Genomic DNA, 13,426 nt, shown 5'->3' on the forward strand with positions numbered 1-13,426 from the left:
GTATTGTTTATAAGTATTATATTTTGTTTTCCAGCGTGTGCTTCAATAAGTCTGGAAGTACGCAAGAAACAGGCGGAAGCGGGCAGAAATCTGGGCGAAGCCTATTTGAGCCAGGGCGATTACACATTGGCCTTAAGGGAATTTCTTAAAGCCAAAGAGCTTTACGACAATGATCGATTCCTGCAAGATGATCTGGGACTTACCTATATGGCCAAGGGCAGACTGGACCTTGCAATCGAACACTTCCGGAAAGCCCTGGCAATTGACCCCGGCTATACTCCTGCCAAAAACAACCTGGGAACAGCCTATATGAAAAAGAAGGACTGGGACACGGCCATAAAATATTTCAAGGAGGTTGCCGGAGAGCTCCTTTACGCCACGCCCCAATTTCCCCTGTCAAATCTGGGCTGGGCCTATTATAACAAAGGGGAGTATGAACTTGCTTTAAAATATTATCAAGAGGCTCTTGAGATGAACTCTCAGTTTCTCAATGCCTTGCGCGGCCTCGGCCTAACTTATATTGCCATGGGCAAGGGTCCGGAAGCGGTGGCAGCGCTTGAAATCGGCGTTAAACACTATCCCCAGATCGCCTACTTGCATTTCGATCTTGGCGAGGCTTACACCTTGTCGCGTAATTATAAAAAAGCATTTAATGCTTTTCAAAAGGTGATCGCCTTGGTTCCCAATACCCTTTTAGCCCGGAAAGCTAAGATAGAGTCTCAAAAGGTAAAACATTTCCAATAATAAAAAAGTCCCCCTGATTTATAAAAGGGGGACTTTTTTGTCAAGCAAACTAATTTACAAAAAAAAATTATTGGTATCAGCCCGAAGTGAGTTGTTCAAGCCGAATGATCCTGGGAGTAATAAATATCAGCAACTCTGTCAAATTGTCTTGTTTGTATTCTGACTTGAAAAGCCAGCCTAAAAGCGGGATGTCCTTTAATCCCGGCACTCCGCCCACGTCATCCGTTTTTGTTGATTTTCTAATGCCGCCAATAACAATCGTGTCACCATCATTCACCAAAAGCTCTGTCTCGATCTCTTTGGATTTAAAGGATTGCTGATTATTATAAACCGCGCCCATTTCATTATTTGTAACCTTAATTTTCATTGAAATGCGGTTGTCACTGGTTACATGCGGTGTAACCGTCAGTTCGAGCACGACATCAAAGAACTCCGTGGTGGTATTGCCGTCAGCATCCAGTTTGTTATAGGGATATTGAAGACCTTGCTTGATGGTTGCCGGCGTATTATCAAGGGTCAAGATTTTGGGAGAAGAAATGATTTTAGTCAGACCTCTAGATTCTGCAGCCTGTATTTTAGCATTTATAACTGAAATTGAGGCACCCGTATTCCTGAATAATGAAAAGCCGAGCATTCCCAGGTTTGTTGCGGGCAGGTTCGATGAGGACATATCGAACCCTAGATTGCCGTCCAACTTGGATTTGTATGACGGGGTGGTAGTGCTGTATGACGTCTTGCCGTATGCTGACCACGAGGTTCCGAGATCCCTGGAAAAGGTGCTGTCGGCGTCAACAATCCGGGCTTCAATGAGGACCTGCGGGGTTACTTTGTCGATTTGCGCTACGGTCTCTTTGGCCTGTTTTATCTTTGCAGCTACGTCCGTAATAATGATCTGATTGTTGCGGACATCTACCGTAATGCTGCCGCGTCCTTCGGTCAGTACGATATGCGGTAGTACGTCAGCGCCGGCATCGGCATAGTTAACGGGAATAAACTCGGTCAGCAGTGGTTCCGCCGCTTCTTTTTGAGTAGTTGCTTTCTGTTGTGCCGCCAGCTCGGCCTGTCTTTGGGTTGCTTCTTTTTCGAGGGTCTTCTGAGTAGCTATCCGGACTATATCTCCGTCATAAATCATCCCTAACATATTCATCCTCAGTATCAGATCGAGAACTTGATCCCAGGGTACCGGTTTGTCAAATGTTAACGTCACCGATCCGGATACATCCTTGTCTATGGCAAAGTTTTTTTTGCTTACATCCATCAAAATGCGAAACACGTTTTTGATATCGGTTTGATAAAAATTCAGGGCGATCTTTTCTCCTGTATATTTGCCGGAGGGTTGTTGAGCAGCTGTTGCAATTGCTGATATTGCCGGTTCAACGGCTTCAGTTGCGGCCATCGCTTGCGCTGAAACTTTTTTCCAGGGTGGCAGTTTGGCTTCATCAAGAGTTTTAGGTGGTATTGAGGACGCTTCAAAATGGAGCATCAAAAGATCACCCACCTGTTCAGCCACATAAGGCACGGATTCCCGCAGCTCGATGGAAATCATGGAATTTTTATCCGTTTTCGGTGTCTGAAAGGGAGTTATCCGATCAACAGCACTTGCAAAACGTGTGGTAATCAGCGGTCGCTGACGATACTCCGGAATATTGGTGTTAAAAAGGGTGAGCAGCAGTTTTTTCTCATAAAGCTTTTTGATCTTGTATTGAATCGGTTTTGTGGTTCCAATAATAATGGTCGATTTGCCGGCTTCTTCGCTGGAAAAATCTATACGGTTAACCCATGCGGGTTTAGAGTCGTCCACTTCTAAAGGTATGATTTCCCCGGTTGAAGCCTCTGCCCGCATTTCAGCCCGCGCGAGCACGGCAGCTGTCTTTGTGGTTGAACCCACCTGAATTACAAGTCCGGTTTCCGATGAATTAGCGGAAACAGCGGAAAGGTATCTTGCGGTTGTATCGAGAACGACCCTGACCCTGTCGGGATAACCGTAATGACGAATAGTCTTTACCCATTGCGAGCCAACCGGGATGGTCTGTTCTTTTTTAAAGGCGCTTTGGACGCCAAACAGATCAAAAATGATCCGCGCCGGGTTGGTGGTGGTGAAAAATTTATAATCTTTTATGGTGCCATCGGCATTAACAAAGATATTTATACTGTCTGCAAGTTCAGCCAAAGATATCGATTCCAGCCGGACTGCAACGGCAGTGCTTGCTGCCGCAGGCATCGTCTGCGTTTCAGCAGCAGCCGAAACTTTTTTAAATACTATTTTGAGGTCGTTGTCTTGGCGGATTACTTCATAAGAAGCATCTTGCTTTAATGCAATTTCAATACGGGATGTATGCCCTTTGTCAGTCAGTTCAGAAGCATTGATCGAACCGACTAAATCACTTTCCGGCATGTAGGTCGTATTGATGTCGCCCCTCAGGGCTGTTTCCGGGAAATAAAGCAGTACCCCCAGGGGAACGGGCTGTTTGACGGAAGTATATGTCAGCAATCGATTACCTTTAATCCATACGGAAAACGCTTCGGGATCTTCGGTAGTGGTTATCTGGGTGATAAGTTTGGACGTAATAGATTCAACAGCACCTTTTTCAGTCTGCTTGGTTGCCATTTGGTTGGAAGCGCATCCAGCCAAGAGGATAACGACCATCAATATAAAGAAAGCTGTGGCTCTTATGGGCAGCAATTTATTGATTTCAAAGTTCATGTTACTCTCCAGGAGGTTTATGAATTATAAGTGGCCTTTTTTGGACAGATATCTTGCCGTAAATATCTTCAACCTCTTCGGCAACAATAATCCTGTCCGCCAAAATCTCTACTATCTTGCCGGAACGGGTTCCAATATATGTACCTTTTGTAACGACATATCCTTTTCCCGAAGCCTCTTGTACCAGGGCTTTATTTCCGCTCAGAGCACGGATTACTCCAACAAGCTCAAGCTGGCTCAAGTCCAATTTTTCAAGAGGTGTCAGCGGCTTGCGCTTTTTAGTTGTTTTCTTGGGAAGTACAACCGCCGCCGCTTTTTCTCGAAATAAAGGTTCGAACGGATCAAGCTTCCCTTGCGGATTATAGACATCGGCGCTGTCAAGTAATACTAATTTTTGAACGGTCGGGGCCAGGGAAGCAATTAGTTTTTTGTCCTTTGCTTCAGGTTCGGCTTGTGTGGCAGCAGCAAGCTTTGTTTTTGGTTTGGAGGCCTCTTTGGGGACGGGTGCTGTTTTTGGCTTCGGCATTTGTTTTACCACAGCCGCAGCTTTTGGTTGCGGCATTTGCTTGGTCGCCACAGCCGCTATAGGCTGCGGGGCTTGCTTTTTTATTTCAGGTTTGGCAGTGTCAATTTTCTGGGGTTTTTTAGGAACCGCCGCTTTCTTTTTGGCAACTATTTTTTTGGTAATCACCTTGGGTTTGGGAGGTGCTTCAGTTTGTTGGTCACACCCCCAGGCAAGGAATAAGAAACACAAAAAATAGAGAATGGTACGTATGGCGGCAGGATGTTTCAACATAATTAGATGTTCTTTTCGTTTTATTTTGCTGATTTTTTCTTTTTAACTACGTACCTTTTTTTTCTTTTTTTTCAACAAACCGGTAAGTGATAGCCGTTAATGATGTTGTCAGACTTAGCCCTTTCTTTGGATCCTTTTGAGCGGTTATGTTGATGTTATCAATGTTTACAATTCTGGACAGTCTTGAGACCTTGTCAAAGAACATGGCAACATTGTGGTAACTTCCCGAGACACTAATCGCTACGGGAATTTCGGCATAGAAACCTTTATTTTTTTCAGGTTTGGGTTCAAAAAGGGTAAATTCCAGGCCGCTGTCCTGGCCAGAGCTCGAAATGCTCGCCAGCAAATTAGGAATCTCCTTTTTTTCGGGAAGCGCCCGCATGACGATTTTGAATTCAGTTTCAGCATCTTTAAACTTTTTCCGAACAGCCCGCAGTTTTCTGGCCTGGGCTTTAAACCTTGTCAGCTTTTGTTCAAGCCCATCATATTCCTCAGTTAATTTATCAATCTTTTCCATTTTAGGTAGATACGAGAAATATACAATCGGGCCGGCAAACAAAACGATGATTCCCAAACTTATCAGAAGGCGGTATAGCCTGGACAGTTTTCCGATCTTGTCCATTGTTTTGAAGAGCGGTTCAGTTATTTTAGATAGTTTAGAAAGATCGATTTTTTTCATCTTTAGCCTTAAGGTTACAGCTATTTATTTTTTATCTTTTTTATCCTTTTTCTTTGGCGCTTTAGCAAAGGAGATTTCAAAGCTTTTTAGATTTAATTTTTTTACCTTCTGTTTTTGTGTTCGCTTTAAATTTACGTTGGTAAAACTTTTTGAAGACTCCAGACGGGTCATGAAATCGGCTATTGTTTTATTATCAAGGGCAATACCTTTAATGCTAACCTGGTCTCCTATCGATTGAAAGTGGGTAAACCATAAGCGTTTTGCGGGCTTGTTGTCGTTTCCTTCCAAATCGTCTGAAGTTGAACTGGCCGTCTCATGGGCCACCATTTGGGTCATATCGTCCAGCAGGCGGACAGCCCCTTTACGTTTTGTTTCAAGATCCTTAATAACGGCTATCTTCTGTTTTAGCTTTTTGAGTTCGCCATTAATTCTAGCTACCTCTTTGGCGTCCTTTTCAACCCTGACAATCTCAGTATTTATCTGAGTTATTTTAGTATCAAGCTCTTCGATCTTCTTTTTCAGGGTGCTGTTGTAGTAGAACATGGCCACCAGGACCATGGTTAAAAAGAGTACAAAAACAGTTACCTGCCGGCGTATATTTTCTACTTTGCGCTTCGTCCGATAAGGCAATAAATTAATTTGTATCATTTTTAATCAACTTTTCTTATTGCCAGCCCCATACAAATAGCCGCCTGAGGCGCTATTTTTTCAAGATAGGAAGAATCGAGGCTACTACTTTCTATAGAAAACTTGTCAAAGGGGTTTATAATTTCAACTTCCGTTGAAATTTCATCAGCCAAAAGTTGTCGAAATTCCACGATATTGGCTCCGCCACCGCTTAGAATAATTTTTGAAATATGATCATCAGGGTATGTAGAATAGAAGAAATCAATGGCCCGTCTTATTTCGGTAGTCCAGTCGGAGACAATCGATGTTACAATGTTCGCCAAATCTTCAGCAGAGATTATTTCCGGCTGCTTGCTGTGTTTGATCTCTTCGGCTTCCTCTATGGAGCAGTCTGCCTGCGAAACGATTTGTTGGTTGATTTGGCCGCATCCAAGTGAAACATCCCGCATGAATACAGAAGAATAACCTTTAAGGATATTTAATGAAGTTTTGCTGGCACCGATATCAATCAGGGCAATGCTTTCTTCCTCGGTCGCATAATTAAATTCAAAAATATTTTGCAAGGCAAAAGCATCAATATCAATTACCACAGTATGCAGTCCGGCTAATTCGACCAGATGAATGTAGTCGCCGACCATTTCCTTCTTGGCGGCAACAAGGAGCACGTTCATTTGATTAGGGTTTTGTTCGCTTTCCCCCAGTATTTGGAAATCTAAGTTTACATCACTGATGTCAAAGGGGATGTATTGTTCGGCTTCAAAATGAATCGTCTCTTGAAGTTCATCTTCAGTCATCGTTTGGACACTAATTTTTTTAACAATAACCGAGTAGCCGCCGATGGAAATGGCAACATTTTTGTTTTTTATGTTATTAGCGCTAAAAAGTTCACGGATAGCCGCAGATACGGCATCATGATCTTTGATCGCACCTTCTTCTACTATGCCTGGTGCAATATTAAGCATCCCAAAATTGTGCAGGGTATTCCCCGATTTGGTTGCTATAACTTCAGCGGCTTTAATGGTGCTGGAACCGATATCCAGACCTACAAGATGGGTTTTTTTCTTAAAAAACATAGTATACCCTTAATGGCCTAATCGCTGAAAACTTTGTTTTTATCAGCAAGGTTAAAGCCTAATGCCAACAAAATTTTCCGTTGAGTTTCCATGCGGCATGGCATACCTTTTTCTATACGCGCGATAGTAATAGGTGATACATTCGCCTTGCGAGCCAGTTCGGTTTTGCTCATCAGCAAAGATTCTCTAACCTTTTTTACGGAGTTAGCGCTCATAAAAAAACCTTAACATATTACGTTTTATAATTAAAGTCTATCTTAACCAACGAAAGATCCAGAAACTTGAATCGAATGATCTCAATCATCGGGAAAGCTTATGGTCTTGTCAAGCACTTTTATGCGTAATTATGCATAATTTATATATAATTACATTATATTGTGTTGCTTTTTATTTTAACACAATATATAGTGTGATAAAAATACGATAAAATAAGTACAAACAAACAAAATTAGCAAATTTAGGTATGCAACACCATCTGGGGCCGGATTTTTTACAGACCTCGTTATTCATCAGATAAAAATGACCGTAGACCGTTATATATTGCGGGATTCACAAAAATCGGACATCCGGTCGGTCTGGGTTAGGAGGTTCAGGGTTCAGCGTTCAGGGTTAATCGCTTCGCGCTTTTTTCCTATACCATTGATTCCATAGGGGTAATTAAATGAGGTGATCAACCTCTGAACCTCTGAACATTGAACCTTTGAACCCAACTCTTTGGCAGCACAACTCAGAATCTTGACTTTAACCTTTTGATTCCATATATGATTGAAGTGGTGCTGGATGCTGGATACTGGATGCTGGTTAAAATATTGAATTCTCTCAAATATCCCCGATGAGTCGGGATTTACGCTTTGTTCCAACAAGCATCAAGCATCATTTCGCCTTTGGCAAATGACGTCACTCACATCAATTCGTCGCTTTGCCTGTCCCGGTCCGGAACGGCCCGGGGAGCGAAGCTTCGCCAGGAGAAATTTGAGTTTTGCCTAAGAACTTCCAAAAATCAAAAGAAAGCATTAAGCCTTTCAGACTGGTCAAATACTTTACATTTACCAGCCTGGTTGTCATATTTGTCGGCACGCTGGTTCTTGCTCTGCTGAATACCCACTGGGCCAGGGCCGTGCAGCTGCGGAAAAGTGAAGAATATGCCCGTCTTTTGATAGAAAACCTGAACCATCAGGTGTTTTTGCAGTTTATTATCCCGGTCGCCTTGAAGTTCGGCAAGATTCAACTCAGTGACGAAAAACAGTTCGAGTACATGGATAAAGTTGTTCGCAGTACCCTCTACAGCTTTAAAGTCGATATGGTCAATATTTACGATATGAAGAACACGATTTCTTACAGTTTTGATAAAACCGTGGTCGGCAAAAAGGATTTTGGCGGCAAAGCATATCAGGATGCAGTTTCCGGCAAGTCGAATTCAAAACTGATTCAAAGTGGCAGTTGGTTCGAAATATTTATTGGAGTTCCTCAAAACAGTAAATTAATCACCTTTGCGCCTTTGCGTGCCGAGCGGCCACTTTCCAGGATATCAGGCCCGGTGCTGGGCGTTGTGGAAATCGTGCAGGATTTATCGGAAGATTATAAAGCTATTTTCGATTTTCAGATACGCGTTATCGGCACCTGTACGGTAGTCATAAGCCTGCTTTGTTTAGCGCTTTTCTTTGTGGTCAGAAGGGGTGAAAGAATAAGTGAAAGACGGGCCTTGGAGAGGCTGCGGCTCCAAGAGCAGTTGAGTCGAGCCCAACATTTGTCTTCTCTGGGCGAGTTGGTTGCCGGCATTTCGCATGAGATCCGTAATCCGTTAGGCATTATTAAAAATTCATCCGAACTTTTAGAGAAAAAGATGGCCGGCTTTGATCCTTCCAATGGCATTCCAAGTATAATTACCGAAGAAGCCGACCGTTTAAATAATATCATTACAGATTTTTTAAATTTTGCCAAACCCGGAAGTCCGAATCTGGTTGCCTGCAATATTGTAAATGTTCTTGAAAAAAACATCGCTTTCCTATCATCACAGATCAAAGAAGAAGGCTATATTATAAAGAAGCATTTTAGCAATGATATTCCGGAAATAGCTGCCGATTCCAATATGCTTTATCAGGCGTTTCTTAACATTATATTGAATGCCATGCAGGCCATGCCGGATGGCGGCAATATTTTTGTTGAAATCAGTTCAGGCGCCGATACTGTAACCATCAATTTTGAAGATGAAGGCCAGGGGATACCCGAGGATCTTTTAGATAAGATATGGGATCCGTTTTTTACCACCAAGGAAAAAGGAACAGGCCTGGGCCTTGGTATCGTAAAAAATATTATCGAGTCTCACGGGGGCAAGGTTCACATTGTCAACAGGACGGATCACGGTGCCCGGGTTACGGTAGAAATACCAGCAGTGCAGGAGGTCTAATCATGGAAACAGTCATGATTGTAGACGATGAAAAAAATTACCCGCCGATATTAAGTGCGATCCTGGAAGAAGAAGGATTCGAAACCTTAACCGCCAACAGCGGCCGGGAGGCGCTTGATATCCTCAAGCATGCTGATGTGGACCTTGTGCTGACCGATATGAAGATGCCTTCCATGGACGGTATCGAATTGCTTGAGCATATTAAAACCGACGACCAGGAACTACCGGTTATTATGATGACGGCTCACGGAACTGTGGACAAGGCCGTCGAGGCGATGCAGAAAGGTGCTTACAGTTATGTGCTCAAACCTTTTGACAACGAACGCCTGGTTCTTTATGTGAACAAGGCCATTGCCATGTATCGGGTGGTCAAAGAAAACCGGCGCCTGCGCGATGCCGTCGAATCCCAATACAGTTTCGGAAACATCATCGGTAAAAGCAAAGCCATGCATGATGTTTTCGAAACCATTCGTAAAGTTGCACCGGTTAACGCAACGGTGCTGATCGAAGGCGCAAGCGGAACCGGCAAAGAGCTTGTGGCCAAATCGATTCATTTTAACGGACCGCGGCGCGATGAGCCTTTCGTGGCGGTGAACTGCAGTGCGCTTGCTGAGAGCCTGCTCGAAAGCGAGCTTTTCGGCCATGAAAAGGGCGCTTTTACCGGTGCCATTGCCATGAAAAAGGGCCGGTTCGAGCTGGCCAAAGGCGGAACGCTGTTTTTGGATGAAATCGGTGAACTTTCACCCAATCTTCAGATCAAGCTTCTGCGCGTTTTGCAGGAAAAGGCCTTTGAAAGGGTTGGTGGTGTGAAGCCCGTAACCGTCGACATTCGAATTGTCGCAGCAACCAATAAAATCTTGAAAGATGAAATGCAAAAAGGGCGTTTCCGTGAAGACCTTTTTTATCGACTGAATGTGGTCCACATCGTTTTGCCGCTTTTAAAGCAGCGGTTGGAGGATATTCGCCTGCTGACAGGCCATTTTATAAAAAAATATGCGGGCGAACATAATTCGACAAAGCCTTTAACAGGGATTAACCAGGAAGTTGAACGTCTTTTTCACGATTACAATTGGCCCGGAAATGTTCGTGAACTGGAAAATGTGATTGAACGCGCCATGGTGTTGTGTCAAGGCAGCCAAATAACGGTAGAGGGTCTGCCTAAGGAATTTAAAAATAGTGTTTACAATACGTTGCACATTGAAGGAATCCCTGCGGATGCCCAATTGGATGAAACTTTAGCAATGATAGAAAAAAAGATGCTTCAAAGGGCTTTGAAGTTGACCAACAATGTCCAATCCCAGGCGGCAGAATTGCTTGGCGTCGGCAAAAGCGGCTTGAACTGGAAAATAAAGAAATTTAAATTGAACACCGGTTCGAAACATTGATTCTTAAATAAATTAAGTGGTTGTATCGATATTGTCGGGTGGGATATATTGGAGTTCAAAAATTTGAATTAGCGAAGTGTCATTATCTTATTTTATTTTAAATGTTTATATAAAATTCTCTTTTGAGTGTTCAAATTTTTGAACTTCGCCATTTCCCATAATTTTATTGTAAAATTAATTATTTAAAACAATTTGTCGTCAAACCGGTTCAAATTTTTGAACACTATGCCGGATATTGATGACATGGCAAGGATGAAATAGCAAAGAACCTTGCGACGATATTACCTCATAACATATTAGAAATTATGCGTTAATTGACAAATTTAAATTGTTTCACATAATTTCCATGTTTTGGCAGGGAATTTGCATTAGTTACTAAACATAAAACTGATAATTTTCTTCATCAGTTTTCCTCCTTAATGGCCAATCGTGAGCGGCGCGGTTGGCCATTATTTATTTTTATGGCAGGGTTAGCCGGGGATGTTCTCCTTGGCAATCTCTAAGTACATTGAGTCATTATAGTCCGATACAATTTTCTTAAGGGCATTTAAACGCCGATCATAGTTTCCCATGCCGGCATAAATCTGTGCTAAATTAAAAAGTGCCTCGTCTTTCATACGGTAATCAGGTGCTGAAACCAGCATTTCAAAATACTTTGCCGCCGTCTTGAATTCTTTTTTGGCTTCATGGGAGTATCCCAGGCTGCTTAAAATGAGGTTTTTAATAAACGGATTATCGCCAAAGTCGGAAAGTGATTGATTATATAGTTCTATGGCCTGGTCATACTTGCCGGCCTGGTAGCAGATATTGGCAAACATAAACCGTGCCAGTTTTCCCCCTATTTTTCCGGAATACTTTTGCATGATCAGCTTAAAATCGTCGGCCACATCCGAGTAGGCCTGGTCCGGACTGCTGTTCTTAATGATCGTCTGGTATTTATTCTGGCTCTGTGCCAGCAGAGCAAGAGCCTTGTCTTCAGCTTTATTTGCAAAATATAGCATGGCGGCTATGGCAATGCTAAGGGTAATAATAAGCCCCAAAGCAGTGCATAAGTAAACTTTATGCTTTGTGGCAAACTGCAACAAATTTTGTGCAAAATTGGTGAAGCGGTCAGGCTGCTCCAGGTCTCTTTTGCGTGATCGTGACACTCTTTTTCGGGCCATTATTCCTCCAGTAAACGTTTGATTCTCTGCCAGCCTTCTTCCGGGATTTTGGTTCCTACAACCCGGCACACTTCCCAGCCACAGGCTGAACCGAGTTCGCCGCATTTTGCAAGGCTGTAATCGTTGACGAGGCCGAACAAAAAACCTGCTGCCCAGAGATCACCGGCGCCGGTTGTGTCGATTACCGCGCCGCTGCCTTTGGGTTCGATTGTTAAGATGTTGCCGGCATGGGCGACCAAACTTCCCCGTTTTCCGATCTTAAGCGCTGCAATCTGAGTGTTTTCTGCAAGCGCATTGATCGCTTTGGTTTCATTGGAATAGCCGGTAAAGGCTCGCGCTTCATCTTCATTGGCAATAAGAATATCTACAAAGTCATTAACTATTTTTTCAAGAATCTCTTTAGATTCTTCCACTACAGTGAAACTGGCAAGGTCCAGGGATACACGGGCACCGGCCGCTTTGGCTGCATTTAAGGCCGCCAATATCAAAGCCTGATTGAAAACCAGATAACCCTCTATATGAACAATTGCTGCATTTTTGAAACACTCTTTTGTGATTTCATCGGGCTGCACTTCCGCAGCTGCACCTAAAAATGTCAACATGGAACGCTGCGCATCAGGAGTGATAATAGACAAAACCCTACCGGTTGGTGACGATGATTTAAAAAGGGACGGCTCAACATTATATTTTTTTAGATCCGTTTCGAAAATAACACCCATTTTATCCCGGCCGCTTTTACCGACAAAGCCGGCCGGCCCGCCAAGCTTGCCAATACCTACGGCTGTGTTGCAGGCAGATCCTCCTGATACTACTTGCGGCTTGCCTGTCGTCATTGACAGAGTATGTTCAATGAAGTCGTTGTCAACATAGGTCATTCCGCCTTTGACAGCGCCGATTTTCTTCAGAAACTCATCGTCCTCATGTGCCAGGATATCGATAAGTGCCGATCCGACGCCCACAACCAGTCTTTTGCCCTTAAAGCTTAGTGTTTCAGTCATAGGTTCAACCATTTAGTTAGTGCCCATACATAAATACATTTGAGCACTATGTAGTTTCCAATTCATAAATGAGATATTTTTTCGATGAGCAAGGCCGCACAAGGGTTTTCGCCCGAGGCGTACTTTAGTACGTCGAGGGCGGAAACCCGCGGCCTCCGGCTCGTAGAGCCTACGCCTCGGAGAGAGAACGCCGCTCATCGGAAAAATAGCCATTTATGGATGGAAACTAGTTAGTTGCAGAGATAACTTCGAACCCTTCCTCTTCCAGGGCTCTTTTGATTATATCTGTCTTACAGACGGACAGACGAAAGTAATACACCCGCGTGTCTGTATGCCGGGCCGGCATTCCTACGTTGATTATATCTCCGCCGTTATCACTGATAATCTGCAGAACTTTTCTAAACAAGCCCGGTTTGTCTTCGATCACCACCTCAATACGCGAACTGGCTGTCAGAAGCCCCATCATGTCTATAAAAGCCCTGAGAATGTCCGTTTCGGTTATTATGCCGACCAGTTTGTTGTTTTTAACCACCGGCATACCCCCGATTTTGTGTTTATAGATGATCCGGGCTGCAGTTTCGACATCGTCATCAGGATCAACCACAATCGGATCCTTTATCATCAGATCTGACAGAGTTACATCTCCAACCATTGATGGAATAAGGCCCTGCTTCAAGTCAGCCAGGGTAACAAAACCTTTTAGCCTATTCCCCTTTGACACTACCGGGAGATGTCGGATAGAGTTCACTTTCATAACTTCAATGGCTTCCCTGATAGAGGCGTTTTCATTTATGGTAATTGGGTCGGCAATCATCAAGGAATGAATTTTCATGTTTTATTCCTTTCTTAA

At 43.4% G+C, this 13,426-nt stretch carries 12 protein-coding genes; 3 read left to right on the forward strand and 9 right to left on the reverse strand.

Translation table 11 applies throughout. From position 1 onward, the window contains the following. Positions 1-744, forward strand: a 744-nt coding sequence (locus tag V3S16_RS03475) for a tetratricopeptide repeat protein (RefSeq protein ID WP_413883283.1), incomplete at its 5' end; no start/stop codon positions are given. A 76-nt stretch (positions 745-820) separates the two neighbouring features. Here V3S16_RS03475 and pilQ read toward each other — a convergent pair. The 6 genes from pilQ to V3S16_RS03505 are packed head-to-tail and all read right to left on the reverse strand — an operon-like array spanning position 821 to position 6,838. After that, positions 821-3,448, reverse strand: a complete 2,628-nt coding sequence (gene pilQ, locus V3S16_RS03480) for a type IV pilus secretin PilQ (protein ID WP_413883284.1) — start codon at positions 3,446-3,448, stop codon at positions 821-823. Position 3,449: 1 nt separating this feature from the next. Continuing rightward, positions 3,450-4,244, reverse strand: a complete 795-nt coding sequence (locus V3S16_RS03485) for a pilus assembly protein PilP (protein ID WP_413883285.1) — start codon at positions 4,242-4,244, stop codon at positions 3,450-3,452. A gap of 46 nt (positions 4,245-4,290) precedes the next feature. Beyond that, positions 4,291-4,923, reverse strand: a complete 633-nt coding sequence (locus V3S16_RS03490; RefSeq protein WP_413883286.1) for a type 4a pilus biogenesis protein PilO — start codon at positions 4,921-4,923, stop codon at positions 4,291-4,293. 24 nt (positions 4,924-4,947) lie between these two features. Then, positions 4,948-5,571, reverse strand: a complete 624-nt coding sequence (locus V3S16_RS03495; RefSeq protein ID WP_413883287.1) for a PilN domain-containing protein — start codon at positions 5,569-5,571, stop codon at positions 4,948-4,950. Between the two features lie 2 nt (positions 5,572-5,573). After that, positions 5,574-6,623 (reverse strand): type IV pilus assembly protein PilM, encoded by a 1,050-nt coding sequence (gene pilM, locus V3S16_RS03500; RefSeq protein ID WP_413883288.1) that lies wholly within the window; start codon positions 6,621-6,623, stop codon positions 5,574-5,576. A 17-nt stretch (positions 6,624-6,640) separates the two neighbouring features. After that, entirely contained in the window at positions 6,641-6,838 is a 198-nt protein-coding gene (locus tag V3S16_RS03505; protein WP_413883289.1) for a helix-turn-helix transcriptional regulator, read from the reverse strand. A 764-nt stretch (positions 6,839-7,602) separates the two neighbouring features. Between V3S16_RS03505 and V3S16_RS03510 the strand changes: the two genes are divergently transcribed. Beyond that, positions 7,603-9,030 carry a sensor histidine kinase gene (locus V3S16_RS03510; protein ID WP_413883290.1) on the forward strand — a complete coding sequence of 476 codons (1,428 nt, stop codon included), beginning with the start codon at positions 7,603-7,605 and terminating at the stop codon, positions 9,028-9,030. A 2-nt stretch (positions 9,031-9,032) separates the two neighbouring features. Beyond that, complete coding sequence (locus tag V3S16_RS03515; protein WP_413883291.1) at positions 9,033-10,415, forward strand: sigma-54-dependent transcriptional regulator; 1,383 nt, start codon at positions 9,033-9,035, stop codon at positions 10,413-10,415. 470 nt (positions 10,416-10,885) lie between these two features. On the opposite strand, the gene V3S16_RS03520 is transcribed toward V3S16_RS03515, so the two are convergent. The 3 genes from V3S16_RS03520 to V3S16_RS03530 all read right to left on the reverse strand — a co-directional run bounded on the left by V3S16_RS03520 (position 10,886) and on the right by V3S16_RS03530 (position 13,408). Beyond that, on the reverse strand, positions 10,886-11,578 hold the full coding sequence (locus V3S16_RS03520; protein ID WP_413883292.1) for a tetratricopeptide repeat protein: 693 nt from the start codon (positions 11,576-11,578) through the stop codon (positions 10,886-10,888). Further along, complete coding sequence (locus V3S16_RS03525) at positions 11,578-12,576, reverse strand: adenosine kinase (protein WP_413883293.1); 999 nt, start codon at positions 12,574-12,576, stop codon at positions 11,578-11,580. The genes V3S16_RS03520 and V3S16_RS03525 overlap by 1 nt, the downstream gene beginning before the upstream one ends. 226 nt (positions 12,577-12,802) lie before the next feature. Next, a complete protein-coding gene (locus V3S16_RS03530; protein ID WP_413883294.1) occupies positions 12,803-13,408 on the reverse strand; it encodes a CBS and ACT domain-containing protein in 606 nt (201 codons plus the stop codon). Between the last annotated feature and the right edge of the window lie 18 nt (positions 13,409-13,426).

Origin of the sequence: Candidatus Desulfatibia sp., from assembly GCF_036446775.1 — a bacterium.
Taxonomy (GTDB): domain Bacteria; phylum Desulfobacterota; class Desulfobacteria; order Desulfobacterales; family UBA11574; genus Desulfatibia_A.